Source organism: Sinorhizobium psoraleae (assembly GCF_013283645.1).
Taxonomy (GTDB): Bacteria; Pseudomonadota; Alphaproteobacteria; order Rhizobiales; family Rhizobiaceae; genus Sinorhizobium; species Sinorhizobium psoraleae.
This window is the reverse complement of the sequence record NZ_JABEKV010000001.1, coordinates 1,176,657-1,202,192: the sequence shown is the minus strand read 5'-3', so window position 1 is coordinate 1,202,192 and position 25,536 is coordinate 1,176,657. Positions and strand designations below refer to the sequence as shown.

At 62.4% G+C, this 25,536-nt stretch carries 23 protein-coding genes and 1 pseudogene; 12 read left to right on the top strand and 12 right to left on the bottom strand.

All coding sequences use genetic code 11. From position 1 onward, the window contains the following. Positions 1 to 84: 84 nt before the first annotated feature. The 3 genes from puuD (at position 85) to ILFOPFJJ_RS05520 (ending at position 3,886) form a co-directional block, all read left to right on the top strand. Positions 85 to 1,317, top strand: coding sequence for a urate hydroxylase PuuD (gene puuD / locus ILFOPFJJ_RS05530; RefSeq protein WP_173509525.1), 1,233 nt, complete (start codon positions 85 to 87; stop codon positions 1,315 to 1,317). Next, complete coding sequence (guaD, locus tag ILFOPFJJ_RS05525; protein WP_173509524.1) at positions 1,314 to 2,630, top strand: guanine deaminase; 1,317 nt, start codon at positions 1,314 to 1,316, stop codon at positions 2,628 to 2,630. Before puuD ends, guaD begins: the two co-directional genes overlap by 4 nt. Positions 2,631 to 2,749: 119 nt before the next feature. After that, entirely contained in the window at positions 2,750 to 3,886 is a 1,137-nt protein-coding gene (locus tag ILFOPFJJ_RS05520) for an alpha-hydroxy acid oxidase (RefSeq protein WP_173509523.1), read from the top strand. On the opposite strand, the gene uraH is transcribed toward ILFOPFJJ_RS05520, so the two are convergent. From uraH to ILFOPFJJ_RS05495, 5 genes are all read right to left on the bottom strand, one after another. Then, positions 3,887 to 4,249, bottom strand: a complete 363-nt coding sequence (gene uraH / locus ILFOPFJJ_RS05515; protein ID WP_173509522.1) for a hydroxyisourate hydrolase — start codon at positions 4,247 to 4,249, stop codon at positions 3,887 to 3,889. It abuts the gene before it with no gap. 13 nt (positions 4,250 to 4,262) lie between these two features. Further along, positions 4,263 to 4,760, bottom strand: coding sequence for an ureidoglycolate lyase (locus ILFOPFJJ_RS05510; protein ID WP_173509521.1), 498 nt, complete (start codon positions 4,758 to 4,760; stop codon positions 4,263 to 4,265). Between the two features lie 75 nt (positions 4,761 to 4,835). Then, complete coding sequence (gene uraD, locus ILFOPFJJ_RS05505; protein ID WP_173510164.1) at positions 4,836 to 5,339, bottom strand: 2-oxo-4-hydroxy-4-carboxy-5-ureidoimidazoline decarboxylase; 504 nt, start codon at positions 5,337 to 5,339, stop codon at positions 4,836 to 4,838. After that, positions 5,339 to 6,268 carry an allantoinase PuuE gene (gene puuE, locus ILFOPFJJ_RS05500; RefSeq protein ID WP_173509520.1) on the bottom strand — a complete coding sequence of 310 codons (930 nt, stop codon included), beginning with the start codon at positions 6,266 to 6,268 and terminating at the stop codon, positions 5,339 to 5,341. The genes uraD and puuE overlap by 1 nt, the downstream gene beginning before the upstream one ends. 80 nt (positions 6,269 to 6,348) lie before the next feature. Next, on the bottom strand, positions 6,349 to 7,149 hold the full coding sequence (locus tag ILFOPFJJ_RS05495) for a DUF1045 domain-containing protein (protein WP_173509519.1): 801 nt from the start codon (positions 7,147 to 7,149) through the stop codon (positions 6,349 to 6,351). Positions 7,150 to 7,646: 497 nt separating this feature from the next. On the opposite strand from ILFOPFJJ_RS05495, the gene ILFOPFJJ_RS05490 reads away from it, so the two are divergent. Then, entirely contained in the window at positions 7,647 to 8,702 is a 1,056-nt protein-coding gene (locus tag ILFOPFJJ_RS05490; RefSeq protein ID WP_376741384.1) for a glycosyltransferase family 2 protein, read from the top strand. A gap of 7 nt (positions 8,703 to 8,709) precedes the next feature. Here the strand turns inward: ILFOPFJJ_RS05490 and ILFOPFJJ_RS05485 are convergent, their stop codons facing one another. Further along, the gene (locus ILFOPFJJ_RS05485) at positions 8,710 to 9,852 is read right to left on the bottom strand and encodes an NAD(P)/FAD-dependent oxidoreductase (protein ID WP_173509517.1); all 1,143 of its coding nucleotides are present in this window, start codon (positions 9,850 to 9,852) and stop codon (positions 8,710 to 8,712) included. A gap of 38 nt (positions 9,853 to 9,890) precedes the next feature. Between ILFOPFJJ_RS05485 and mnmC2 the strand changes: the two genes are divergently transcribed. After that, entirely contained in the window at positions 9,891 to 10,610 is a 720-nt protein-coding gene (gene mnmC2, locus ILFOPFJJ_RS05480) for a tRNA (5-methylaminomethyl-2-thiouridine)(34)-methyltransferase MnmC2 (protein ID WP_173509516.1), read from the top strand. Between the two features lie 134 nt (positions 10,611 to 10,744). Continuing rightward, positions 10,745 to 12,325 carry a trimethylamine methyltransferase family protein gene (locus ILFOPFJJ_RS05475; RefSeq protein WP_173509515.1) on the top strand — a complete coding sequence of 527 codons (1,581 nt, stop codon included), beginning with the start codon at positions 10,745 to 10,747 and terminating at the stop codon, positions 12,323 to 12,325. Positions 12,326 to 12,463: 138 nt separating this feature from the next. On the opposite strand, the gene ILFOPFJJ_RS05470 is transcribed toward ILFOPFJJ_RS05475, so the two are convergent. Next, positions 12,464 to 12,913: a host attachment protein gene (locus tag ILFOPFJJ_RS05470; RefSeq protein WP_173509514.1), complete on the bottom strand. Its 450-nt coding sequence runs from the start codon at positions 12,911 to 12,913 to the stop codon at positions 12,464 to 12,466. Positions 12,914 to 13,033: 120 nt separating this feature from the next. Further along, on the bottom strand, positions 13,034 to 13,708 hold the full coding sequence (locus ILFOPFJJ_RS05465) for a helix-turn-helix transcriptional regulator (protein ID WP_173510163.1): 675 nt from the start codon (positions 13,706 to 13,708) through the stop codon (positions 13,034 to 13,036). A gap of 84 nt (positions 13,709 to 13,792) precedes the next feature. On the opposite strand from ILFOPFJJ_RS05465, the gene ILFOPFJJ_RS05460 reads away from it, so the two are divergent. The 3 genes and pseudogenes from ILFOPFJJ_RS05460 to ILFOPFJJ_RS05450 all read left to right on the top strand — a co-directional run bounded on the left by ILFOPFJJ_RS05460 (position 13,793) and on the right by ILFOPFJJ_RS05450 (position 17,045). Then, positions 13,793 to 14,092: a hypothetical protein gene (locus ILFOPFJJ_RS05460; RefSeq protein ID WP_173509513.1), complete on the top strand. Its 300-nt coding sequence runs from the start codon at positions 13,793 to 13,795 to the stop codon at positions 14,090 to 14,092. A gap of 22 nt (positions 14,093 to 14,114) precedes the next feature. After that, positions 14,115 to 15,214: pseudogene (locus tag ILFOPFJJ_RS05455) on the top strand (DNA alkylation repair protein). 298 nt (positions 15,215 to 15,512) lie between these two features. Next, positions 15,513 to 17,045 carry a DEAD/DEAH box helicase gene (locus tag ILFOPFJJ_RS05450; RefSeq protein ID WP_173509512.1) on the top strand — a complete coding sequence of 511 codons (1,533 nt, stop codon included), beginning with the start codon at positions 15,513 to 15,515 and terminating at the stop codon, positions 17,043 to 17,045. 53 nt (positions 17,046 to 17,098) lie between these two features. Here ILFOPFJJ_RS05450 and ILFOPFJJ_RS05445 read toward each other — a convergent pair whose 3' ends face one another. Beyond that, entirely contained in the window at positions 17,099 to 17,980 is an 882-nt protein-coding gene (locus ILFOPFJJ_RS05445) for a DMT family transporter (protein ID WP_173509511.1), read from the bottom strand. A 126-nt stretch (positions 17,981 to 18,106) separates the two neighbouring features. After that, positions 18,107 to 18,568: a GyrI-like domain-containing protein gene (locus ILFOPFJJ_RS05440; protein WP_173509510.1), complete on the bottom strand. Its 462-nt coding sequence runs from the start codon at positions 18,566 to 18,568 to the stop codon at positions 18,107 to 18,109. A gap of 266 nt (positions 18,569 to 18,834) precedes the next feature. Here ILFOPFJJ_RS05440 and ILFOPFJJ_RS05435 point away from each other — a divergent pair, with 266 nt between their 5' ends. The 3 genes from ILFOPFJJ_RS05435 to ILFOPFJJ_RS05425 are packed head-to-tail and all read left to right on the top strand — an operon-like array spanning position 18,835 to position 22,019. Beyond that, entirely contained in the window at positions 18,835 to 20,229 is a 1,395-nt protein-coding gene (locus ILFOPFJJ_RS05435) for a circularly permuted type 2 ATP-grasp protein (protein WP_173510162.1), read from the top strand. A 4-nt stretch (positions 20,230 to 20,233) separates the two neighbouring features. Beyond that, positions 20,234 to 21,175, top strand: coding sequence for an alpha-E domain-containing protein (locus ILFOPFJJ_RS05430; RefSeq protein WP_173509509.1), 942 nt, complete (start codon positions 20,234 to 20,236; stop codon positions 21,173 to 21,175). A 16-nt stretch (positions 21,176 to 21,191) separates the two neighbouring features. Continuing rightward, complete coding sequence (locus ILFOPFJJ_RS05425; RefSeq protein WP_173509508.1) at positions 21,192 to 22,019, top strand: transglutaminase family protein; 828 nt, start codon at positions 21,192 to 21,194, stop codon at positions 22,017 to 22,019. A 172-nt stretch (positions 22,020 to 22,191) separates the two neighbouring features. Here the strand turns inward: ILFOPFJJ_RS05425 and araD are convergent, their stop codons facing one another. Beyond that, positions 22,192 to 23,937 (bottom strand): L-arabinonate dehydratase, encoded by a 1,746-nt coding sequence (gene araD, locus ILFOPFJJ_RS05420; RefSeq protein ID WP_173509507.1) that lies wholly within the window; start codon positions 23,935 to 23,937, stop codon positions 22,192 to 22,194. A gap of 105 nt (positions 23,938 to 24,042) precedes the next feature. After that, complete coding sequence (locus ILFOPFJJ_RS05415; protein ID WP_173509506.1) at positions 24,043 to 25,476, bottom strand: aldehyde dehydrogenase family protein; 1,434 nt, start codon at positions 25,474 to 25,476, stop codon at positions 24,043 to 24,045. Positions 25,477 to 25,536 lie beyond the last annotated feature (60 nt).

The following is a 25,536-nucleotide window of genomic DNA, read 5'->3' as shown; positions in this document are numbered from 1 at the left end:
CTCGCTGGATCGCCGAGAACGCCCCTTCCCCGTTTCCGCTTTTTTTCGCAAGGTACGTCAACGGAGAGAAAAAAGGGGACCTGAATGTACGAATTCGCCATTGCCTGGGAATGGCTGGCCTTCGCCGCTCGCTGGCTGCACGTCGTGACGGCGATCGCCTGGATCGGCTCATCCTTCTATTTCATCGCGCTCGATCTTGGCCTGGTGAAGCGCGACCACCTGCCGCCAGGCGCTTATGGGGAGGAATGGCAGGTGCATGGCGGCGGCTTCTACCATATCCAGAAATACCTCGTCGCACCGACGACGATGCCGGAGCATCTCACCTGGTTCAAATGGGAATCCTACATGACGTGGCTCTCCGGCTTCGCCATGCTCTGCATCGTCTATTACGGCGGCGCCGATCTCTTCCTGATCGACCGCCATGTGCTGGATATCTCGGCGACCACGGCGATCGTGATCTCGCTCGCCTCGCTCGGGATTGGCTGGGTCCTTTACGATCTGCTCTGCAAATCGCCGATCGGCAAGAACACGTGGGGGCTGATGGCGCTGCTGTACGTCGTGCTGGTCGCCATGGCCTGGGGCTATACGCAGGTATTCACCGGCCGCGCCGCCTTCCTGCACCTTGGCGCGTTCACCGCGACCATCATGTCGGCGAACGTGTTCTTCATCATCATTCCCAACCAGAAGATCGTCGTCGCCGACCTGATCGCCGGCCGCACGCCGGATCCGAAGCTCGGCGCCCAGGCCAAGCAGCGCTCGCTCCACAACAACTATCTGACACTCCCCGTCATCTTCTTCATGCTGTCGAACCACTACCCCCTCGCCTTCGCGACGGCCTTCAACTGGATCATCGCAGCGCTCGTCTTCCTGATGGGCGTGACCATCCGCCACTGGTTCAACACCACCCATGCGCGCAAAGGCGAGCCGACCTGGACCTGGATCGTCACCGTGATCCTCTTCATCCTGATTATGTGGCTCTCGACGGTGCCTAAGGTGTTGACCGGCGAGGACCGGGCCGAGGCCGCGCCGGCCTTCAAGCGCTTCGCCGACAACGCGCATTTTCCGGCGGTGAAGGATACGATCTCGACCCGCTGCAGCATGTGTCACGCGGCCGAACCCGTCTACGAAGGCATTGCCCGGGCGCCGAACGGCGTCATACTCGAAAGCGACGCCGAGATTGCCGCCCGTGCCCGCGAAATCTATATCCAGGCCGGGCGCAGCCATGCCATGCCGCCCGGCAACATAACCGATATGACGGCGGACGAACGCAGGCTGTTGACTGCCTGGTTCGAAAGCGCCGTCGGGGAGACACGATGACATCCACCCTCATTCGCGGCCGCCTGCTAAGCTTCACCCGTGCCCCGCACGCCATCGACGACAGCGCTGCCTATTCCTACGAGAGCGATGGCGCGCTGCTCATCGGGGACGGAGTGATCAAGGCGTCCGGCCCGTACGGGGTAGTCAAGGCCGCAGCGCCCGACGGTGTCACGGAGATCGACCACCGTCCGCACCTGATCACGCCCGGCTTCATCGACACGCATCTTCACTTCCCGCAGATGCAGGTGATGGCCTCCTATGCGGCCAACCTGCTCGAATGGTTGAACACCTACACCTTTCCCGAGGAATGCCGCTTCGTCGAAACTGCGCATGCCGAACGGATCGCCATTCATTTCTTCGATGAGATGATCCGCCACGGGACGACGACGGCGACGGCCTATTGCTCTGTCCACAAGGCCTCCGCCGATGCCTTTTTCGCCGAAAGCCTGAAGCGCGACATGCGCATGATCGCCGGCAAGGTGATGATGGACCGCAACGCACCGCAGGGCCTGCTCGACACGCCCCAGATGAGCTACGACGAGACGCGCGCGGTCATCGCCGACTGGCACGGCAAGGGCCGCAACCACGTCGCCATCACGCCGCGCTTTGCCATCACATCGACCCCGGAGCAGATGGAGGTCGCGAAATCGCTCGCCGGCGAATTCCCCGACTTGCATATCCAGACGCATCTTTCCGAAAACCGCGACGAAATCACTTTCACCTGCGAACTCTATCCGGAAGCGAAGGACTACACCGACGTCTATGCCCGCTACGGCCTGCTCGGGCCGAAAAGCCTTTTCGGCCATTGCATCCATCTTTCCGATCGCGAGGCCGATGCCATGAGCGAGAGCGGCTCCGTCGCGGTCTTCTGCCCGACGTCGAACCTCTTCCTCGGCTCCGGCCTGTTCCCGCTGCGGGCGCTCACGCGGCGGCAGAGGCCGGTGCGGGTTTCGGTCGCCTCCGATATCGGCGGCGGCACCAGTTACTCGATGCTGAAGACGCTCGACGAGGCGTACAAGATCCTTCAATTGCAGGGCGAGCGGCTGAACCCGTTCGACAGCTTCTACATGATGACCCGCGGCAATGCCGAAGCGCTGTCGCTCGTCGATCGCATCGGCACGCTGGAGCCGGGCACCGATGCCGACCTGACAGTGCTGAACATGGCGGCGACGCCGGCGATGGCGCTGCGTGCCGAAGTGGTCAATTCGCTGGCCGATGAGCTCTTCCTGCTCCAGACAATGGGCGACGATCGGGCGATCGTTGAAACCTATGTTGCGGGCAAGCCAGTCAAGTCGTCGCTCGACGCAAACTGAGCAAAAAAGCTCTTCGAGAAGAGGTCAATTTTTTTGACCTCTTCTCCGTGGCAGCTATTACAAGCCTCTCCAAAACATGATAATGGCTGCACAATCATGCATTGATGAAGGCTGTTCCCATGACGCAAATCCTGGAAATCCGCGATCTCAAGGCGCTCGCCAAGCGGCGTGTTCCGAAGCTTTTCTTCGACTATGCCGACAGCGGCGCCTGGACGGAGGGAACCTATCGCGCCAACGAGGAGGATTTCGCCAAGATCAAGCTGCGTCAGCGGGTTCTGGTCGACATGAGCAACCGCTCGCTGGAAACGACGATGATCGGCCACAAGGTGTCGATGCCGGTTGCGCTTGCCCCGACCGGCCTCACCGGCATGCAGCACGCCGACGGCGAGATGCTGGCCGCACAGGCGGCGGAGGCCTATGGCATCCCCTTCACGCTTTCGACCATGAGCATCTGCTCCATCGAGGATGTCGCCTCGGTCACGACCAAGCCCTTCTGGTTCCAGCTCTACGTGATGCGCGAGCGCGAATTCGTGCTGAACCTGATCGACCGCGCAAAGGCCGCCAAATGCTCGGCGCTGGTCCTGACACTCGATCTGCAGATCCTCGGCCAGCGCCACAAGGACCTGCGCAATGGCCTTTCGGCGCCGCCGCGGATGACGCCGAAGCACCTCTGGCAGATGGCGACGCGGCCGCGCTGGTGCATGAAGATGCTCGGCACCAAGCGGCGCACCTTCCGCAATATCGTCGGCCACGCCAAAAGCGTGACCGATCTTTCCTCGCTGGGCGCCTGGACCAACGAGCAGTTCGATCCGCAGCTCTCCTGGAAGGATGTCGAGTGGATCAAGGAGCGCTGGGGCGGCCCGCTGATCCTCAAGGGGATTCTGGATCCCGAGGATGCGAAGATGGCCGCCAAGACCGGTGCCGACGCGATCGTCGTCTCGAACCACGGCGGCCGCCAGCTCGACGGCGCGCCGTCGTCGATCAGCATGCTGCCGCGCATCGTCGATGCGGTCGGGCATCACATCGAAGTCCATATCGACGGCGGCATCCGTTCCGGCCAGGATGTGTTGAAGGCCATTGCCCTCGGCGCGAAGGGCACCTTTATCGGCCGCCCCTTCCTCTACGGCCTCGGTGCCATGGGCAAGGCGGGCGTGACACTCGCGCTCGACATCATCCGCAAGGAGATGGACGTCACCATGGCACTCTGCGGCAAGCGCAACATCACCGACGTGAGCCGCGACATTCTCGCCGAGTGATCAGCTTCCGCGGTAGGTGGAATAGCCGTAGGGCGAGAGCAGCAGCGGCACATGATAGTGGCTTTCGGGGTCGGCGATCCCGAAACGCAGTGGGATGAGGTCAAGGAAGGCCGGCCTCGGAAGCACGACGCCGGTTGTCCTGAGATAGTCGCCGGCGTGGAAGACCAGTTCATAATTGCCCGGCATGAAGCCGATGCCCTCGACCATTGGCCCGTCGACGCGCCCGTCGCTGTTCGTGTGGACCGTGCGGATCAGTTGCCGCTCCTCGCCTTCCAGCCAATAGAGATCGATCCTGAGGCCCTCTGCCGGCTTGCCGAGCGCGGTATCGAGCACGTGGGTGGTAAGTCGCCCGGTCTTGCTCATCGATTCGGTTCCTTCAGAAGGGATCGGGGATGACGAAGGGCTCGTCGTAGAAGAATTCTTCCAGATTGTTGCCCGGCCCTTCGCGGTCGACGACGATGAAATCACTCGCCGCTCCGACCGACATCAGTGGATGATGCCAGACATCGCGGCCGTAATTGACGCCCTGTCGCCCGCTCGCCAGAAAAACACGCGGCCGGCCCGGACGCCCGCCTTCATCCTCCGCCACCACCGCGAGCCAGGGCCGATCATCGAGCGGCGAAAAGCTCTGACTGCCGAGTGGGTGGCGCTCCATCATCGTGACGGCATAGGGGAAGGCGCGCGGCTGGCCGCGAAAGATGTTGATGATTACTCCGGCGCCCTCGCCCGTCACCTCGGCCCGCGCGAGGGCATGAAACCGCTCGGTGTTGCCGCCATTGATGTAGCGCATGGAGGCCGGATCGGCCTCGATGACGCTCCCGAACGGGGCGAAAGTCTGTTTCGTCAGGGGCTCGATCGAAAGCAGGCGCGCCATCAGGCTTCGGCTCCGAAGCGTACAGGCGGGTGGCACGACGCCCACGCGCAGACGGACAAGACAGCAACGGCACGCTCAGGCATTTTCATCTCCGGGCAGCATGGATCTGAGCCGCAGCCGGGCGATCTGCTCCACCTGCGCGCAGGCGATTTCAAATTCCTCTTCCGCCGAGTTGTCAATCCGCGTTTCGAAGGCGGCGAGAATATCGTCCTTCGTCAGCCCCTTGACCGCAATGATGAAGGGGAAGCCGAATTTCTTCGTATAGGCCTTGTTGAGCGCGGTGAACCGCGCATGCTCCTCGGGTAAAAGCCGGTCCAGTCCGGCGGACGCCTGCTCGGCCCGCGAATCGGCGGTGAGCTTGCCGGCAATTGCGAGCTTGCCGGCAAGATCCGGGTGGGCTCGCAGAACCGCAAGGCGCTCAGCCGGAGACGCCGCGCGGAATGCGTTGCACAGCGCCGAGTGGACGTTGCCGGCCGTCAACCCGACGGAGGCCGCGCGGTCATAGGCACGCTCCGCCACCCACGGCGAATGCTCGAAGACACCGCCGAAGCGGCTGACGAAGGCCTCCCTTTCGGACATCAGCATGGGCTTTCCGGCTTGTGGTGATCGTACCAGTGACGCGCGATGTCGATGCGGCGCGGCACCCAGACCTTCTCGTGAGATATCACGTAATCGATGAAGCGCGCGAGCGCGGCGGCGCGGCCGGGCCGGCCGACGAGGCGGCAATGCAGGCCGATGTTCATCATCTTCGGGCTGCCTTCCCTGCCCTCCGCATAGAGCACGTCGAACGTGTCCTTCAGATAGGTGAAGAACTGGTCGCCGGAATTGAATCCCTGATTGGTCGCAAAGCGCATGTCGTTGGCGTCGAGCGTATAGGGAATGATGAGATGCGGCTTGTCGGCGGCCAATCCGGGAACCCAATAGGGAAGCTCGTCCGCATAGGAATCGCAGGAATAGAGAAAACCACCCTCCTCCAGCACGAGTTTCAATGTGTTGACCGACGGCTTGCCCTGATAGATGCCGAGCGGCCTCTCGCCGGTCAGCTCCGTGTGCAGGCGAACCACCTCCCGGATATGTTCGCGCTCCACCTCTTCCGGGAAATCCCTATATTCGAGCCAGCGCAGCCCGTGGCTGGCGATCTCCCAGCCTGCCTCCTTCATCGCCGCGACCGCTTCCGGATTGCGCGCCATTGCAAGCGTCACGCCATAGACAGTGAGCGGCACACCGCGGCTCGTGAACATGCGCCACAGCCGCCAGAAGCCGGCACGGGAGCCATATTCATAGATCGACTCCATGTTGAGATTGCGCTGCCCTTGCCAGGGCTGCGCTCCGACGATCTCCGACAGCAGGCATTCGGAGGCCGGGTCGCCATCGAGAATGCAACTTTCGCCGCCCTCCTCGTAGTTCAGGACGAACTGCACGGCGATGTGCGCATCGCCCGGCCAGCGTGGCTGCGGCGGCGTGCGTCCGTAGCCTACAAGATCGCGCGGATAGGAAGTCTCTGCCATCAAATCACCCTTCGACTTTTCCGGAACGGTAGCACCGCGAACCGGATTGTCGAGATGAATTTGACGTCCGCAAGAGGCGCCTAGCGCCCCGCGAGCAAGGAGGCCATGATGAAGGGGATCGGTGCGACAGCGCGCCCTTCGGCCAGGCTTTCCACCACCGGCCGTTTCGCCCCGCCGTCGCGCGAACGGGCGGAGATCTTGCCGAGCGGATGTTGCGAATGGACCCGCATCGGCGCGCCGGGACCCTGTTCGACGAACAAGGCAAGACTGCCGATCGCCAGCGGCCTTTCGAGATGCGGCTGGAAAAGTTCCCGGAGCGGCGCTTCCATGCGCCGGGCAGTCTCCGGGTTCAAGGCGCCGGTCAGCTTTATGTGAAAGCGATACTCGTCCATAACATAGGGATCGCCCCAGCGATGAAGGTTGGTGAATTGCGGCGCCGTCAGGCGATCCGGGTCGCACCGCTCGATCTCGTCCTCGCTCATCGGCGCGCGGAACCTGTCGAACGCCTGCACGACGCGGGCGGCGAGCAGGTGCATCTCTTGGCTCGGCACCTGCGGCACCAGTCCCCAGCATTGGCTGAAGCGCGCGACCTCCATCCCCGCGATTTCCAAAGGCGCCTCGGCGCCGGCGAAGTGCATCAGCGCCTTCAGCAACTCGGTTTCGTCAGTATCCGGGTTGAGGCAGAACGGTGCCATGACCACCGCATGAAAGCCGAAACGGCGCGGCACCGCCGTGTGGAAGGCGATCTCCGAGACGCTCAATCCGGCGACGGAAGGCAGTTCCGTCGGCTCATCCGAATAGACGTTACGCCCGAGCCAACTGGCGGCAACTGCCGACAGCGGGTCCCCTATAGGCGGGGTGAAACAAATGGCGTAACGCATGGCGCAAGCTCCGGAAGTCCGTCGATGGCCCGCCTATTAGGTGATTTGCGTGACAGATTGACGAAGTTGGAGGTTCGGCACGAGGTCGTGAATCGGTCGTTCAAAAGCGGCCGAGGAAACAAGCTGGCGTTCTGCGGCACCTGTTATGCAGGGCAAGACGAACAATGGAACACGCGGCGTCGGACCCGCTCAAGCAGCACCCGTGTCCGGCGCCAATGCGCGGGGGGCCCTATTGTAAACACAATGAGTGCAGTTACTAAGCAGCGCGTACTTTGAAGCGCGGAAAAATCGCGCAAATGGTGCAAGGCAGCAGCCTGCCGTTCATAGCACCGCCGCGCCGAAGGAAATCCACCCGCGGTTTCCTTTGAAGGTTGGCACCGGCCGCCCGTGGGAGGACCAATGCCTTGTAGTCTCCAGGCGAGATCCCGGCGACCGACCGCTTACACTCAGGCATGAGTAACCGAAGCGAAAAGCGGGGATCAGAGCGAGGGCAAGCTTTGCTGGACCAAACTTCTGTATCAATCATCATCTCCAACTATAACTATTCGCGCTTTCTCAGGCGCTGTGTCGACAGTGCCCTGGCTCAGGATTATCCGCGCACGGAGGTAATTGTCGTCGACGATGCCTCGTCGGATGAATCGCCCGATGTCATCAGGTCATACGGCAGCAGGATCCGTCCCTGTCTCAGAGCGGCAAACGGCGGACATGCGGCCGCCTTTAACACCGGTTTCGCCGCGAGCGTTGGCGACATCGTGTTCTTCCTGGATGCCGACGATTATCTTTACCCGAACGCCGTGTCGGAGGTCGTCAACGCTTGGGAGGCTTCGACCGCGCAATTTCAGTTCAGGCTCCATCTCGTTGATGAACGAGAAAAGATCATGGATATCTTCCCGCCACCGGAGCAGCCGTTCGATACGGGCGACGTGACGCCGAAGCTGTTTCATCGCGGGCGTTATCAGACGACGGTGACAAGCGGCCTTGCCTTTGCCCGTTCCGCCCTGGAAGCGGTCATGCCGATGCCCGAAGCGAAATTCAGGCAGGGAGCCGATGGCTATCTTGCAACTGTGGCGCCGCTGCATGGGCGGGTTCAGGCCACCGACGTCTGTCTCGGCGCGTACCGCATGCATGGTTCCAATCACTCGCTTTTCGCCGAAAAACTGGCCGAACGTGCCCGTTGGCGCGTGCAACATGATTTCTGCCGCCTCGAGGCTCTTTCTACTCAGGCCGCGGCCGCCGGATCGCAATTGCAGCCCGGAATCGCATTGCACGACCCGACCCACCTTGAAGAGCGGCTTGCGTCCTTGTGCATCGAGCAGACTCGGCACCCGGTCAGAGGCGACTCTCGGCTGCGCCTGGCGACAGCCGGGGCAACTGCCAGTCTTGCGATGAATTACTCGATCCGCAGGCGCGCTGTCGAAGCGCTTTGGTTCCTTGCAGTCGGCCTGCTTCCACGGCAGGCGGCGACATCGGTGCTCTCCTGGAAGCTCGTTGCATCATCCCGCCCCGCGTTCCTGACTGCGCTGTCAAAAACCATACGGCGAGCAATGGGTTAAGAGCATTTTATACAAGCTGCCGCAGCGCTGTGATGTGCTGGGCGCACGTAAACGATTCCGGGAGATCGTTGGTCGGCCGTCCCAGCATCTCGTCGACCACGATCCGCGCCAGGACATGCGCCATACCGAAGCTGACCTTGAAGCCGCCGGTCAGCACGGAGAGATTGTCATAATCCGGATGGCGACCGACCATCGGCTCACGTCCCGTCGCCCTCGGGCGCAGCCCGGCCCAACGCTCGATCACCTGCGCGCCGCGCAAGGCGGGCGCCAAGGCTTCGGCGCGCCGTATCAGCGCATCCAGTTGAGCATCGGTCGAGAACGGCTCGTCGAACCGGTTCTCGCTGGTGCTGCCGACCGCCACATGACCATCTTCATGCGGAACGATGTAGAGCCCATCGGTGAAGATGATCGGCATGGCGGGATCTACGTCTGCGCCGAGCAACGCCGCCTGCCCCTTGACTGCGTTGCCGCTCGGCGCCTGTGCCGAAAGCGCCAGGCGGTCGATCAAGCCAAAGCTTTCGGCCCCGGCGGCGAGAATGCAATGGCCGAAGGATACTGCTCTGCCGTCAGCGAGCGAGAGCCGCCTGCGACGAGGATCGAGCGATGCAATCTCGGCCCCCTGTTCCACCCGAATATGGGGCAAACGCGTAAGCGCTGCTTCGAGCGCCCGCAGGAGGCGTCGCGGCGCCACTCTCGCGGCGAGCGTGTCGTGGACGATACCGAAAGGCGCCGCCTCCGCCGCCGGCCAGTCGCAGCCAGCGTCCACATCCCCGATGTGCCAGTGGAACCGGCGCTCACCTGAAACCCAGTGCCTCGCAGCGTCCTGCTCGTGACCGAGAGCGATCTCTCTCAAATGTGGCTTGCCGAGCGGCATGACCCGGCCACAGCGCCGGTAACCCGCGGAGAGACCCGTCGTTTCCTGCAATTCGGCGATCTCGTCTTCGAGGGACACCAGCGCATCGAACTGGAATTGTTTCTTTGCGTTCCATCGGTCGGGCATATGCGGCATCAGGGCGCCGAGCAGGCCGCCGCTTGCGCCAGCGCCCATGCTCTTGCGTTCGACCAGGCAAGTTGCGATGCCGGCCCGACCAGCCGTCAATGCGGCCCAAAGCCCCATGATGCCGCCGCCGACTATCAAAACTTCGCTCATCGGTTGACCTTTTCGGGTCGGAGAACTATCGGCATCTCATGACTGGAACCGAACTCCGCCAGAGCCATCCGCCATCGCAGCAAAGCCTCGAATGGCATGACGGCGATATGCCCTATTCAAAGGAATTTGGCGATCACTTTTATTGCCGAACGGACGGGCGGCTCGAATGCGGCCATGTCTTCCTTGACGGCAACCGACTGCCCGCGCGCTGGCACGCGGGCAGCGCCTTCACGATCGGCGAGCTCGGCTTCGGCACCGGTCTCAATTTCTGCGAAACCTGGCGGCGGTGGAAAAAGGCGCCGGCCGCGGGCAAGCGCCTCCACTTCATCTCCTTCGAGCGATTTCCGATGCGAGCGGCCGATACCGATCGCGCCCTTTCTCACTGGCCGGAAATTTCCGAGGAAAGACGGGCGCTCGTCGCCAACTGGCCGCAAACGCCAGGAGGCCGCGTCGATCTCGACTTCTCGGATGGGGTGCTATTGACGGTGGTCTGCGGGCCGGCGCTCGAGAGTCTCGGCGCATCGGAACACACTTTCGACGCGTGGTATCTCGACGGCTTCGCGCCCTCCCGCAATCCGGACATGTGGTCACAGGAGTTGATGCAGATGGTGTTCGACAGGACCGCGTCCGGCGGCACCTTCGCGACCTATGCCGCGGCCGGCTTCGTCCGAAGGAACCTCGAGGCAGCCGGCTTCATCGTGGAACGTCGGCCGGGCTTTGCTGGCAAACGCGAGATGCTGCGCGGCGACAAGCGCTGATCGCGGCCACGCCGGCGGCAGCCGTGTTTTTCAGCCTTGGCCCCGTCCGACGAAGTGAACTGTCGCAAATGGCGGGGGCACGAAGCACAAAAATCTGCGACAGAGATTCATCGGAAACGCGGGATGGATCTTTCATGACCGACAATCACGTCCGGGATGCTGCGGCAGGCGACACTTCACCGTTGGAGCGGCGGCGTCGGCCCGGCGGCCGCGGCGCGGAACGGACACGAAAGCCGGCGGCCACGAAATATCTCAACCTTGTCAATACGCTGGCAAAGTCGACGGTGCTCTCGGAAGATGCACTCGAATCGGTGCACGACGCTTCCCTGACCATCCTCGAAGAAATCGGCATGGACATCATCCTGCCTGAGGCGCGCGATCGCATGAAAGCCGCCGGCGCGGATGTGACGCCGGGCACCGATCGCGTCCGCTTCGATCGCGGTCTGATCATGGAGATGGTCGCCTCGGCTCCCGCCGCGTTCACCATGCATGCACGCAATCCCGCGCGCAATGTCGAGATCGGCGGAAACAACCTCGTTTTCGCGCAGATCGCCAGCGCCCCTTTCGTTGCCGATCGCGAGGGCGGCCGGCGGACCGGCAACCAAGAGGACTTCCGCAAACTGGTGAAGCTGGCGCAGTCCTACGACATCGTCCACACCACCGGCGGCTATCCGGTCGAGCCGGTCGACCTCCATGCCTCGGTCCGTCACCTGGACTGCCTCTCGGACATGGTGAAGCTGACTGACAAGGTCTTTCATGTCTATTCGCTCGGTCGCCAGCGCAACACCGACGGGATCGAAATCGCCCGCATCGGCCGCGGCGTCTCCATGGAGCAGATGGAGCGGGAGCCGTCGCTCTTCACCATCATCAACACATCTTCGCCGCTTCGCCTCGACGGCCCGATGCTCCAGGGTATCATCGAGATGTCGTCGCGCAACCAGGTGGTCGTCGTCACTCCCTTCACACTTGCCGGAGCCATGGCCCCGGTCACCATTGCCGGGGCGCTGGTGCAGCAGAACGCCGAGGCGCTTTGCGGCATCGCCTTTACCCAGATGGTGCGCAAAGGCGCGCCCGTCATGTATGGCGGCTTCACCTCGAACGTCGACATGAAGACCGGTGCACCGGCATTCGGAACACCGGAATACATGAAAGCCGTTATCGCCGGCGGGCAGCTCGCCCGCAAATACAACATTCCCTACCGTACATCCAACACCAACGCCGCGAACACGCTCGACGCGCAGGCGGCCTATGAATCGGCGCTTTCCCTCTGGGCGCTGACACAGGGCGGCGGCAATTTCGTCATGCACGCCGCCGGTTGGACCGAGGGCGGCCTGACGGCCTCGTTCGAGAAGTTCATTCTTGATGTCGACATGCTGCAGATGGTTGCCGAATTCCTCCAGCCGCTCGACGTCAGCGACGATGCGCTCGGTCTCGATGCCGTACGCGACGTCGGCCCAGGCGGACATTACTTTGGCACGATGCATACGCTTCAGCGCTACGAAACGGCGTTCTACTCGCCGATCCTTTCCGATTGGCGGAATTTCGAGACCTGGACGGAAGCGGGCCGACCGACCACCTACGACCATGCCAACCGTGTCTTCAAGCAGAAGCTCAACGAATACGAGCGCCCGCCGCTCGATCCGGCGATAGAAGAAGAGCTCGATGCTTTCGTCGCCAGGCGCAAGCAGGAAGGCGGCGTCCCGACGGATTTCTGACGGAACGCCGCGGTGGCAGAACTACCGGCAGGCTGCGCTGATCCAGCTTCAGGAAAAGTGTCTAACGGTTTCCCTCCGGAACTGCGCAGTTTCAGTAACTTAAGTCATTTCAATGTTTCAACGAGACAATGAAATGATCTAAGGAAATACCACTGAACGGACGGTCGCGATCAGTTGGTCCGTCGGCACGGCGACGCAGTTGCGATCGATCTCCGCAAGGGTTTTTTCCTTGACTTGGTGGGAAAGCAGCTTCCTGAGGTCGCCCAGCGTCTTGGGCGCGGCGCAGATCACGAGGTTCTCGAAGGCGTGCTCGAGCGCATAGTGGTCGAGTTTCCCGGCGATCTCCATGGCGAATCGGTGCTGCTCCTCGCGGACCGGATCGCTGCTGTATTCCATCGCCGAACGACCATAGCCAACCGACGAATGGCTGCGGCCGGGTTTATCGGCCATAATGTCCTTGGCACGCTTGGTTTCGATCTGAAACATCTCCACTTCCGGTTGCTGTCGTCCGTCCTTCAGCAGGTTCACATCCTTGACGATGCGCGCCGTGTTTCCGTCGGCTGCCAGTATCCAAATCCGGTTCCGCACTCTTTTCTCCCCGTGTCGTCGATGGCAGATAGGTCGGTGAAGGTCATCAGGGCAGAACGACCGAAGCCGTTCCAAGTTCCCTTCTGCTGAAATCTTTCACACGCAGTGCGCGCGACCGGACTATATTCGGGCAAGATAGGCGTCGAAGCTGCGCTCCGGTGTTGGTTCGTATTGCTCCCGCTCGATCGTGAGCGAAGTGATCCTATCAACCCGAAAATCACGGAAGTCCTGGCGCAATTCGCACCAACCCGTGAGCAGCCAGTTGTGCCCGAAAACGCTAAGGCCGAGCGGCCAAATTGTACGCTCCGACGTAAGTTCTGCAAGGCTTTCGTACGTCACGTGCAGCTTCCGCCTGGTCGCAACCGCCTGACGTATTTCGCCGAGCAGCAGAGGCGGATCGGGCTGCACTGCCGAGCGGAAGGCCCTCAACGGTGCTTCCCTCAACCTTTTTGCATGATCTGGCGGTAATCCATGTCCGATCTTTTCTATCGCTTCACGGGCGGCCTGCGCCAGACGCCTGTCCCCAAGCATCTGAACGGCGCGGGCGCCAAATGCGATTGCCTCCAGTTGCTCGAAGGTGAAGGTGAGCGGCGGCGCATCAAAAGCCTCGCGCAGCAGGTAACCCACGCCGCGCTCACCATCGATCGGCGCCCCCGATGCCATCAGGTGTTCCATGTCGCGATAGATGGTGCGCGGCGCGACTTCCATTTTTTCAGCGATCTCCCGCGCCGTCATAGCCTTGCCAGACGCACGCAGGAGTTGAATAATGCGAAACAGCCGATCTGCGGGCCGCATGATTTCACCTCCACAAACACTATGGCCATAAGGCTGGCAGTTGGAGTGTGGTTTAGTCAAGCTGTGTTGAAAAAGGAGGCAACGATGACGGCCCAACGTGTTCTCGAACTCGCACTCTGCACCGTGAGGGACAAGAAGGCAGCACTCGTCGCTCGCAGCCGCGCCATGCAGGCCGTATCCCGCTATCCCGGCTTCGTCTCGTGGCGCGCCGTGACTGCCTGCGAAATGAACGATCTGCTCGCCGACCTGGTCGAATGGGAAACTCTCGATGCCGCCGAGGCCGCCGGCGAGCGGGTGCTGAATGACCCGGAATTTACTCCGTATATGGCGGCGATCACGCGGGTAAGACTGATGCAGCACTTCGTCACCGAACGGCAGATTTGAGCAGAGAAGACGGCCCCGACCTATGGCAGACCCTCTGAAGAACCTGCTGCATCCAGGCGTCGTTCTTGAACTCGCCAAGCATCTGGGCCGGTATGCGCCGGCATTCGACCACGACCGCTTCATCGCGCTTGCAAGCGACGGCCTCGATTCGCTCGAACTAATGCAGCGATCGCTGCGGATCCGCGACGCCCTTTTTCAAACGCTGCCCGAAGATTTCCCTGCCGCCGCCGAGATTCTGCAACACGCGCTGCCGCGAGACATCACGCCGGGGCTGACCGGCTGGGCACTTCTTCCGGTCAACCAGTTCATCGCCGCCCGCGGCCTCGACCATTTCGAACTCTCGCTCTCGCTTCTGCGCCGCCTGACGCCGCATTTCACTGCGGAATTCGGCATCCGCGCCTTCATCCATCGGGATCAGCAGCGAGCGCTGGCGACGATCTCCGGCTGGACGGGCGACAGCAATCATCATGTCCGGCGGCTGGCGAGCGAGGGCACGCGCCCGCGCCTGCCGTGGGCCATGCGACTGCCCGAACTCATCCGCGATCCGCAACCTATCCTTCCGATCCTCGGTGCGCTGATCGACGACCCGGAAGAGTACGTTCGCCGCTCCGTCGCCAACAGCCTCAATGACACGCCAAGGATCATCCGGATCTCGTCGCGCATTTCGTCGCCGCGCATATTGACGGCGCATCGCCGGAACGCCTGAGGCTGCTCCGCCATGCTTCCCGCACCCTGCTGAAGCAAGGGCATGCGGAAGCACTGGCCAATTTCGGTTTCGGTGCTCTGTCGGGCATCGATACCGGCCTGACGCTCGGAACATCGCTCGTCCGCTTCGGCCAGCATCTTCAATTCGATCTCGAAATACGCAATTCCGGCATCGCCCAACGACGAGTGATGATCGATTACGCCGTGCATCACCAGAAGGCAAACGGCTCGATGTCACCGAAAGTATTCAAGTGGGCGACAATGACGCTCGAACCGGGTGCGACCTTCGAAATCGAAAAACGCCATCCGATCCGCCCGATCACGACGCGGCGCTACTATGCCGGCACGCACAAGCTTGTCGTTCTGATCAATGGTCAACCGATGGCCGACGCCGATTTCGAACTGGTGATCGACTGAAATCGAACCGCTTTTCGCACGTGCGAAAAGTTAGACCTTGACTTTTTCGGCCAAAACAACGACATGGTCGCAGCGTCACCTTCCGGCCGCCGCGTGAGCGCGCCCTCGGCAACCACTTTCAAGCCGTGAAGAAGGAAAAGCGCAAACATTCGCCGAAATCGGCGGCAGCACAGGCGCTTGACGATTTTTCTTTAACCCACAAGTTCCCAATTCACGCGGGGTTCTTGACGCCAGACGACACCGGAACCGCATCCTGCTGTTCCGGCGAGAGCGCTTGGCGCCCCGAAAGGTATATGCATTGTCCACTTTTAAAGCGCTTGGTCTTTCCGAGCATATTCTGGCGACACTCTCCGCCAATGGTTTCGAAAAGCCGACGCCGATCCAGGCGCAGGCCATTCCGCTGGTCTTGAAAGGCCATGATCTCATCGGCCTCGCACAGACGGGCACCGGCAAGACCGCTGCTTTTGGCCTGCCGATGATCGAGAAGCTCGTTGCCGACGGTAAACGTCCCGATCCGCGTAACATCCGCGCTCTCGTGCTCGCACCGACCCGCGAACTGGTGAACCAGATCGCCGCCAACCTGAAGCTTTTTGTAAAGAAGAGCCCGCTCAAGATCGGCGTCGTCGTCGGTGGCGTCTCGATCAACAAGCAGACCGAACAGCTCGCCCGTGGCGTCGACATTCTGGTCGCGACCCCCGGTCGCCTGCTCGATCTCGTCGCCCGCAAGGCGGTCACGCTGACGCAGGGCCGCTATCTCGTCCTCGACGAGGCCGACCAGATGCTCGACCTCGGCTTCATCCACGACCTGCGCAAGATATCGAAGCTCGTGCCAAAGAACCGCCAGACCCTGCTCTTCTCGGCAACCATGCCGAAGCAGATCGCAGAGCTTGCCGGCGAGTACCTGACTGATCCGGTCAAGGTCGAGGTCACGCCTCCGGGCAAGGCCGCCGACAAGGTCGAGCAATATGTCCATTTCGTTCCGGGCAAGGACCTGAAGACGGTAATCCTCAAGCAGACGCTGACGGCCAATCCCGACGGCCTGTCGCTGATCTTCAGCCGCACCAAGCACGGCGCCGAGAAGCTGATGAAGCATCTGGACCACGTCGGCTTCAAGGCCGCCTCGATCCACGGCAACAAGAGCCAGGGCCAGCGCGAGCGTGCGCTGAAAGCCTTCCGCGACGGCGAAATCCGCGTGCTCGTTGCAACCGACGTCGCCGCTCGGGGCATCGACATTCCAGGCGTCACGCATGTCTATAACTACGACCTGCCGGAAGTTCCGGACGCCTATGTCCACCGCATCGGCAGAACGGCCCGCAACGGCCGCGACGGCATCGCCATCGCCTTCTGCGCGCCGGACGAGATCCGCCTTCTGCGCGACATCGAGAAGCTGATGGGCATCAACATTGCTGTAGCCAGCGGCGAGGCACCCGCCGACCAGGCGCGTCCTTCCAAGGGACGCGGTGGCCGCGGTAATGGCCAGCATCGTGGCAACGGCGGCGGTCACCGCCAGGAAGGGCGCCCGCATCGCGAACGTCCGGCACGCCAGTCGGCGCTGGCTCCGAGCAGCTTTGCCGGCGACGACCTGCTGCGCGACGACCGTCCGCAGCAGGAACGCCGTGGCCAGCGTACCGCCGGCCAGCCTCACAGCGACGGCCGTTCGGAAGGCAACCGCAATCACGAAGGCAAGAAGCACCACGGTCGTCCCGGCCAGAAGCAGGGCGAATGGCGTGACCGCAACAGGGGCGGACGCCCCGAGGGTCAGGGCGGCGAGCACCGTGGCCAAGGCATGCGTCGCGGCGCCGGTGGCAGCAATCGCGGCCATCAGGGCTGATCGACAAGGCGCTATTTGATAAAGCACGGCGGGTCGTTGAGGCCCGCCGTTTTTTATGCCCGCTGTTTGCGATTGGTGAGATAGACGCCGGCGACGGCAATCACCGTGCCGACAACCATCGGCAGCGTTAGCGCCTCGCCGAAGAAAAGCGCCGCCTGGACGGCCGCAAGCGGCGGAACCAAGTAGATCAGCGACGCGGCCCGCGATACTTGTCCGCGGCGGATGAGATAGAGGAGGAGCGCAATCGCGCCCATCGACAGGCCGAGCACGGACCAGGCGAGCGCGGCGACAAGCTGCAGGTTCCAGGTCACGTGCAGATCCTCAAGCGCCAGCGCAAGGGGAATGGTGACGATCAGGGCGCCGGCATATTGCAGCGTCGCGATCGCACGGATGTCTCCATTTTGGAGATGCCGTTTCTGGTAAAGCGTGCCGTAGGTGACCGCCGCCATGCCCAGAACATTGATGACGACGGGCAGGATCTGGATCGGTGTCGTTGCGGTATCGATCGCCACCATCTTCGGCAGCACAGCAAGCGCAATGCCGAAAAAGCCGAGCACCAGCCCGATCTGTTGCTGCCGCGTCAAGTTTTCACCAATCAGGAGCGGCGCGACGGCCGCGGTCATCAACGGCTGCAATCCGGCGATGATGCCGGAAATCGCCGCCGGCACGCCCTGCCCGATCGCCCACCACACGGCGCCGAGATAGAGGCCGTGGAGAAACATTCCCGACACGATGGCATGCCCGATCACCGGCCAGGAGCGCGGCCAGCGCGCGCCCGTCGCGACGCAGAAGCCGATGAACAGCAGGATCGCAAAGGCATAACGCAGCACAAGAAAGGTGAGCGGATCGGCGAAAAAGGCCGCATATTTGGCGACAACCCAGCCGGTGGACCAGAGCAGAACGAAGATGGCCGGAGCCAGACGGGCAAGCGTCATCGATTTTTCCGTGGGCCGGGGACTATCGCGACGAATCATCCGGATGCAGAAGGTCGCAATGCTGATACGCGAGTCGCGATAAAGTGCAGGCCGCCATCGGTCAAAGCAATTTTTCTGATGCTTAAATCAGCGGATCGGAACCATCAGCCGCAGCGATGATGTCGAGGGCGAAACGAAACCAGCCTCGTATTCCTCGCGATAGTGGAGATGCGTCGTATCGACGACGTGCCCCTCGGCGGCGATCCAATCGAACATCTTCCGGTAATCCACGAACACGTCCGAGCTTTCAGGACGATGGATCGTCGTCGCCAGACGCATGGCCGGCAGGTCCACATGCTGCGGCTGGGTGAAGGTTCCGTCGTCTTCGCCCACATAACCGATAAGATAGCGGAATCCGTCTGACCGGTCGTTCCAGGAGAGGCCGATAAGCGCCGAATGATCGTGCGGATAAGCACGCCGGCGACGTTCCTGCGTCTCGGCGATCAGGCGGCGGACGGCGCCGTCGGCCGCTTCGACAAAGGTGCCCTCCCAGAGGTGACCGGTGATCCTCTGCGCCGGCCGTTCCGTGATTTCGAACGATATCACCATGTCGCTTCCTCCCATCGCCTGCCCGCCGAAATGCTCAAATTTCAAGCATCTGCTGATTTCCTGACGCTCGCGGAGAGTCGCCCGGAACAAAACCACCGCCGGCTGCGGATTTTCGGCCGTTCGCGACGGCGGCAAGCGCGTCGGGAAAGACATCGAAGGCAGCTCGAAAATTCTTGATCCGCGAATGTGCACGCTTCTTGCATTGCATCAACCATTGTACTCAAATGGTCAAAAATAAGGGGACCACGCCTTTGGCATTTGACGAAATGATGAATGCGGACAGCAGTCCGCGCCAGCCATATTCGACCTACAATGAATGGTATGCCAGCCAGGACAGAAATCGGCTCATAGCGAAATCCAGGGAAGCAGAGAACATCTTCCGCAAGACGGGCATTACCTTCGCGGTCTACGGACACGCAGACTCCTCCGAAAAGCTCATCCCCTTCGACCTCATCCCCCGCATCATTTCCGGCCGAGAGTGGCGCAAGCTGGCGCAAGGCATCGAACAGCGGGTCATCGCCCTCAACGCCTTCCTCGATGACATCTACCACAAGCAGGAGATCGTCCGCGCCGGCCGCATCCCGCGCGAACTGATAGAAAAGAACGACGCCTTCCTGCCGCAAATGATCGGCTTCAGGCCGCCGGGCGGCGTCTACACGCACATCGTCGGCACCGATATCGTGCGCACCGGCGAAGATCAGTTCTACGTCCTGGAGGACAACGCCCGCACACCGTCCGGCGTCAGCTACATGCTGGAAAACCGGGAAACCATGATGCAGATGTTCCCGGAACTGTTTCATCAGAACCGCGTGCGGCCGGTCGAGAATTATCCCTATCTGCTTCGCCAAAGCCTCGCCTCGCTGGCGCCGCCCGGCTGCAGCGGAAAGCCGCGCGTCGCTGTGCTTACCCCCGGCATCTACAATTCCGCCTTCTACGAACACGCCTTCCTTGCGGACATGATGGGTGTCGAGCTGGTTGAGGGCTCGGATCTCCGTGTCATCGACGGCAAGGTTAAGATGCGCACGACGCGCGGCTACGAGGCGATCGACGTGCTCTACCGCCGCGTCGACGACGATTTCCTCGATCCCCTCGCCTTCCGCCCGGATTCCGCACTCGGCATTCCCGGCATCATGGACGTCTATCGCGCTGGCAACATCACCATCGCCAATGCGCCCGGTACCGGCATTTCCGACGACAAGGCGATTTATTCCTACATGCCGGAGATCGTCGAATTCTATACCGGCCGCAAGCCCTTACTCGAAAACGTGCCGACCTGGCGCTGTTCGGAGCCGCTGAGCCTCAAATACGTGCTCGAACACATCGAGGAACTCGTAATCAAGGAAGTCCACGGCTCCGGCGGCTACGGCATGCTCGTCGGCCCGACGGCGACAAGAAAGGAGCGGACCATCTTCGCCGAGAAGCTGAAAGCGCGCCCGGGCAATTACATCGCCCAGCCGACTTTGTCGCTCTCCACCGTTCCGATCCTCGTCAACAAGGGAATCGCCCCTCGCCACGTCGACCTGCGTCCCTACGTGCTCGTCTCCGACAAGGTGCAGATCATCCCCGGCGGCTTGACGCGCGTCGCCTTGAAGGCCGGCTCGCTGGTGGTGAATTCCAGCCAGGGCGGCGGCACGAAGGACACCTGGGTACTGGAGGACTGACGCGATGCTGGGAAGAACTGCGAACGGCCTCTACTGGATGTTCCGCTATATCGAGCGCGCGGAGAATGGCGCCCGCCTGATCGATGCGGGCCTGCGCATGTCGCTGACCCGCAGCGAAGCGACCGAGGATGACTGGGACGGCGTGCTGCAGAGCGCCGGTGTGCGCGAACTCTATGACGAGGTGCACGACACGCTGACGAGCAGCGATGCCATCGACTTCCTGCTGCGCGACCGCGCCAATTCGTCGAGCGTCATGTCCTGCATCGAGGCGGGCCGCCACAACGCCCGCATGGTCCGCACGGCGCTGACGCGCGAGACCTGGGAGGCGACCAACGAATGCTGGATCGAGATGAAGGCGATGCTGGCGAAGAAGGCGCGGCCCGCCGATCTGCCGGAGATCATCGACACGATCAAGCGCTGCGCCGGTCTCATCCGCGGGGCCTTCCATGGCACCATGCTCAGAAACGAGATCTTCAACTTCTCGCGCATCGGAACCTTCATCGAGCGGGCGGACAATACGGCGCGCATTCTCGACGTGAAATATTATGTGCTGCTGCCGGCCGTCGCCGCCGTCGGCTCTTCGATGGACAATGTGCAGTGGGAATCGATCCTGCGTTCCGTCTCGGCCCATCGCGCCTATGGCTGGGTCTACGACGCCGAATTGCGGCCATCGAACATCGCCGACTTCCTGATTTCCAATGGCCGCATGCCGCGCTCGCTCGCCTATTGCTACGAGAAGATCGTCAGCAATCTCGGCTATCTTGCGCGGGAGTACGGCGAAACGCACGCCGCCCACGCGACGGCCGAACAGACGCTCGCGTCGCTGCGCAGCCGCTCGATCACCAACATCATGGACCATGGGCTGCACGAATATCTCGAGGAGTTCATCAGCGACAACAACCGTCTGGGGCAGGAAATCTCCGACGGTTATCGGTTCTACCACTGAGCTTCAGGAGAAGAAGATGCACCTGAAAATCAGCCACACGACCGAATACCACTACGATGAACCGGTGCAATATGCCCTGCAGCGGCTGCGTCTGACACCGACGACGCAGGTCGGCCAGACGGTCCTGAACTGGCAGACGCGCGTCGAGGGCGCGGCGGTCGAGGTATCCTACGACGACCACTTCGGCAATCGCACGCATCTCGTCAGCATCGAAGGAGACCGCACGGCCATTCGGATCGTCGCAAGCGGCGAGGTCGAGACGGAGGATCGCGCCGGTGTTTTCGGTCCGCATCACTCCTACGTGCCGCTGTGGCTCTATGCGCGCGAAACACCGCTCAGCAGAGCGGGGAAGCTGATCCGCGATCTCGCGAAATCGGCCGAAGGCGAAACCGACCTCGAGCGCGTGCATTCACTGATGGCGATCATTCACGAAACGGTCGAATACAAGCCCGGCGACACGCGAACCGAGACCACCGCAGAAGAGGCCCTGGAGCGCGGCAAGGGTGTCTGTCAGGATCATGCCCATATCCTGATTTCCGCCGCACGCTCGCTCGGCCTCCCCGCCCGTTATCTCTCCGGCTATCTTATGATGGAAGGCCATCCCGAGCAGACGGCGAGTCATGCCTGGGCGGAGGTCCATCTCGCCGGCCTCGGTTGGGTTGGCTTCGACGCCGCAAACAAGGTCTGCCCGGACGACCGCTATGTCCGCATCGCCTCGGGCCTATGCTACCGGGATGCCGCGCCGATTTCCGGATTGGTGCACGGCGCGGCCAGCGAAACGCTGAAGGTGGCCGTAACGGTCGAGAAGCAGGTGCAGACGCAGAGCCAGAGTCAGAGCCAATAGCTGGCGAGGCATTGCGGGTGTGACGTCCGCGTTTGCCCCTCATCCGGCCTGCCGGCCACCTTCTCCCCGCAAGCGGGGCGAAGGAGACTCGTCGCAACCTCCCAGTCCCCTCTCCCCGCCTGCGGGGAGAGGGCTAGGGTGAGGGGCAAACCAGAACGCGCCAGCAGGCCCATCAATGGCTGTCGCGGTCCATCGGGATGCGATCGCCGCGCGCGCCGACGAGGAAGTCGAGGTCGGCACCGGTGTCCGCCTGCATAACGGTCTTGATGTAGAGCCCGCCGTAACCGCCAGTCAGCGGCTGAACCGGCGAGACCCAGGCCGCGCGGCGGCGGGCAAGCTCCTCGTCCGAAACGTCGAGGTGAAGCGTGCGGTTCGGGATGTCGACTTCGATCAGGTCGCCGTTTTCGACGAGCGCCAGCGGCCCCCCCTCCGCGGCTTCGGGTGCCGTGTGAAGGATAACCGTGCCGTAGGCCGTTCCCGACATGCGCGCATCGGAAATACGGATCATGTCCGTGATGCCCTTCTTCAAGACCTTCGGCGGCAGGCCCATGTTGCCGACCTCGGCCATGCCGGGATATCCCTTTGGACCGCAATATTTCAGCACCATGATGCAGTTCTCGTCGATGTCGAGATCTTCACGGTTGATGCGCGCGTGATAGTCCTCGATGCTTTCGAAGACGACCGCGCGGCCCTTGTGCTGCATGAGGTTCGGCGATGCGGCGGAGGGCTTCAGCACCGCTCCCCTCGGGGCAAGGTTGCCGCGCAGCACCGCGATGCCGCCCGACTTCGTCAGCGCCTTTTCGCGCGGCAGGATCACGTCTTCGTTGTAGTTGACGACGCCCTTGACGTCGTTCCAGATGGTGTCGCCGCTGACCGTGATTGCGTCATTGTGCAGAAGCCCCATCTCGGCCACGGCCTTGATGACGACCGGCAGGCCGCCGGCGTAATAGAACTCCTCCATCAGGTACTTGCCCGACGGCTGGAGGTTGACGATCGTCGGCACGTCGCGGCCGAGCCGATCCCAATCATCGAGAGAAAGATCGACGCCGACGCGCCCGGCAAGGGCGAGCAGGTGCAACACGGCATTGGTCGAACCGCCGACCGCGCCATTGACGCGGATGGCGTTTTCGAAGGCCTGCTTCGTCAGAATGTCGGAAGGCCTCAGGTCTTCCTTGACCATCTCGACGATGCGCCGGCCGGTGAGCTGCGAAATTACCCGACGGCGCGCGTCGACTGCTGGGATGGCGGCGTTGCCGGAGAGCGTCATGCCGAGCGCTTCGGCCATCGACGCCATGGTCGAGGCCGTACCCATGGTCATGCAGCTTCCCGCCGAACGGGCCATGCCCTGCTCGGCGTCCATGAACTCCTCAAGCGACATCTCGCCGGACTTGACCATTTCGGAAAACTGCCAGACGGCGGTACCGGAGCCGACATCCTTGCCACGCCATTTGCCGTTGAGCATCGGTCCGCCGGAGACGACGATCGCCGGAATGTCGACGCTCGCCGCCCCCATCAGAAGGCTGGGCGTGGTCTTGTCGCAGCCGCCGAGCAGCACGACGCCATCGACCGGGTTGCCGCGGATCGCTTCTTCGACATCCATGGCCGCGAGGTTGCGGAACATCATCGCCGTCGGCCTGAGTGTGCTTTCCCCCGTCGAGAAGACAGGAAATTCCACCGGGAAGCCGCCTGCCTCATAGACGCCGCGCTTTACGCGCTCTGCAAGGTCACGCAGATGCGCGTTGCACGGCGTGAGCTCGGACCAGGTGTTACAAATGCCGATGATCGGCCGGCCATCGAAGGTATCGGCGGGTAGCCCCTGGTTCTTCATCCAGGAGCGATGCATGATGGCATTCTTGCCCGTACCGCCGAACCATTCCTGCGAACGGAGTTTGCGCGGCCACTCAGCTTTCTTCTTCATCGTTTCCTCTTTAACCCCGCATGTCAGCGGGCGAAATCACGTGGGCTTGAGAGCGGGATGAGGAAAAGTGTGCGCGGTTTTCCGCCCGCATCCCGCTCTAAGTCTTCAAGCCAGCGTGTAGGCTGTCTTGACTGTTGTGTAGAATTCAGCGGCGTATTTGCCCTGCTCGCGCGAACCGTAGGACGAGCCCTTGCGGCCGCCGAAGGGCACGTGGAAATCGACGCCCGCCGTCGGCAGGTTGACCATCACCATGCCGGCCTCGGCATTGCGCTTGAAATGCGTCGCATGCTTGAGGCTGGTGGTGGCGATGCCGGAGGAGAGCCCGAACGGCGTGTCGTTGGCGACGCTGAGCGCCTCATCGTAGTCCTTCACCCGGATCACCGCCGCTACCGGCCCGAAGATTTCTTCGCGAGAGATCCGCATCTCATTCGTAGCTTCGGTGAACAGCGCCGGCTGCAGATAGAAGCCGGGCGTGTCGCGCGAGATCAGCTCACCGCCGAAGGCGAGCTTGGCGCCCTCCTTTTTGCCGATGGCGATATAGTCGGTGTCCTGGTTGAGCTGGCTCTGATCGACCACGGGGCCGATATGGGTGCCGGCCTTTAGCGCGTCGTCGACAACGAGACCCTTGATCCGCTCGCCCATGGCTGCGACGAACCGGTCATGGATGCCCTCGGTGACGATGATCCGCGAGGAGGCGGTGCAGCGCTGGCCGGTCGAAAAGAAGGCGGAATTGACCGCGGCCTCGACGGCGACCGAAAGATCGGCATCGTCGAGCACGACGAACGGGTTCTTGCCACCCATTTCGAGCTGGAATTTGCGGTTGTGCTCGACCGAGGCGGCTGCCACGCGTTTGCCGGTGCCGACCGAACCGGTGAAGGTGATCGCCTGAACGTCCGGGCTGTCGAGCATCGCCTGCCCGACGACGGAGCCCTTGCCCATGACGAGGTTCAGCACACCCTTCGGCAGACCCGCGCGGTGGAGGATATCGACGATCGCCCACGAACAGCCCGGTACCAGCTCTGCCGGCTTGAACACGACCGTGTTGCCATAGCAGAGCGCCGGAGCGACCTTCCAGGCGGGAATGGCGATCGGGAAGTTCCACGGGGTGATGATGCCGACGACGCCGACCGGCTCGCGGGTGATCTCGACGCCGATATTCGGCCTGACCGACGGCAGTACCTCGCCGGCAAGCCGCAAGGCCTCGCCGGCAAAGAATTCGAAGATCTGGCCGGCGCGCACCGTCTCGCCAATGCCCTCGGCAAGCGTCTTGCCCTCTTCGCGCGACAACAACCGGCCAAGCTCATCCTTGCGCGCCAGGATCTCATCGGCGGTCTTCTTCAGGATCGCGTGGCGCTCGAGGATGCCGGAGCGCGACCAGGCCGGGAACGCTGCCTTCGCCGCAGCGATCGCGGCCTTCGCGTCGTCGGCGCTCGCCCGGGCGTAATCGCCGATAACGTCGTTGGTGTTCGACGGATTGATATTGGCAACGCCGTCCGTGCCGACCCATTCGCCGGCAATCAGGTTCTGGTGAAGTGTCATGGGCCTTAAGCCTCCTTGTCTTCTGTCGCGTTCGACCGCCCGTCGCGGTCTCGGGCTCCT

Coding starts and splice junctions, on each gene's coding strand:
- ILFOPFJJ_RS05465 (WP_173510163.1), bottom strand. CDS start 13,708: ATGCGGCCCGCAGATCGGCTGTTTCGCATTATTCAACTCCTGCGTGCG.
- guaD (WP_173509524.1), top strand. CDS start 1,314: ATGACATCCACCCTCATTCGCGGCCGCCTGCTAAGCTTCACCCGTGCC.
- ILFOPFJJ_RS05445 (WP_173509511.1), bottom strand. CDS start 17,980: ATGACGCTTGCCCGTCTGGCTCCGGCCATCTTCGTTCTGCTCTGGTCC.
- puuE (WP_173509520.1), bottom strand. CDS start 6,268: ATGGCAGAGACTTCCTATCCGCGCGATCTTGTAGGCTACGGACGCACG.
- puuD (WP_173509525.1), top strand. CDS start 85: ATGTACGAATTCGCCATTGCCTGGGAATGGCTGGCCTTCGCCGCTCGC.
- ILFOPFJJ_RS05485 (WP_173509517.1), bottom strand. CDS start 9,852: ATGAGCGAAGTTTTGATAGTCGGCGGCGGCATCATGGGGCTTTGGGCC.
- ILFOPFJJ_RS05435 (WP_173510162.1), top strand. CDS start 18,835: ATGATGAATGCGGACAGCAGTCCGCGCCAGCCATATTCGACCTACAAT.
- ILFOPFJJ_RS05495 (WP_173509519.1), bottom strand. CDS start 7,149: ATGCGTTACGCCATTTGTTTCACCCCGCCTATAGGGGACCCGCTGTCG.
- ILFOPFJJ_RS05430 (WP_173509509.1), top strand. CDS start 20,234: ATGCTGGGAAGAACTGCGAACGGCCTCTACTGGATGTTCCGCTATATC.
- uraD (WP_173510164.1), bottom strand. CDS start 5,339: ATGTCCGAAAGGGAGGCCTTCGTCAGCCGCTTCGGCGGTGTCTTCGAG.
- ILFOPFJJ_RS05475 (WP_173509515.1), top strand. CDS start 10,745: ATGACCGACAATCACGTCCGGGATGCTGCGGCAGGCGACACTTCACCG.
- uraH (WP_173509522.1), bottom strand. CDS start 4,249: ATGAGCAAGACCGGGCGACTTACCACCCACGTGCTCGATACCGCGCTC.
- ILFOPFJJ_RS05425 (WP_173509508.1), top strand. CDS start 21,192: ATGCACCTGAAAATCAGCCACACGACCGAATACCACTACGATGAACCG.
- ILFOPFJJ_RS05510 (WP_173509521.1), bottom strand. CDS start 4,760: ATGGCGCGCCTGCTTTCGATCGAGCCCCTGACGAAACAGACTTTCGCC.
- araD (WP_173509507.1), bottom strand. CDS start 23,937: ATGAAGAAGAAAGCTGAGTGGCCGCGCAAACTCCGTTCGCAGGAATGG.
- mnmC2 (WP_173509516.1), top strand. CDS start 9,891: ATGACTGGAACCGAACTCCGCCAGAGCCATCCGCCATCGCAGCAAAGC.
- ILFOPFJJ_RS05415 (WP_173509506.1), bottom strand. CDS start 25,476: ATGACACTTCACCAGAACCTGATTGCCGGCGAATGGGTCGGCACGGAC.
- ILFOPFJJ_RS05460 (WP_173509513.1), top strand. CDS start 13,793: ATGACGGCCCAACGTGTTCTCGAACTCGCACTCTGCACCGTGAGGGAC.
- ILFOPFJJ_RS05520 (WP_173509523.1), top strand. CDS start 2,750: ATGACGCAAATCCTGGAAATCCGCGATCTCAAGGCGCTCGCCAAGCGG.
- ILFOPFJJ_RS05440 (WP_173509510.1), bottom strand. CDS start 18,568: ATGGTGATATCGTTCGAAATCACGGAACGGCCGGCGCAGAGGATCACC.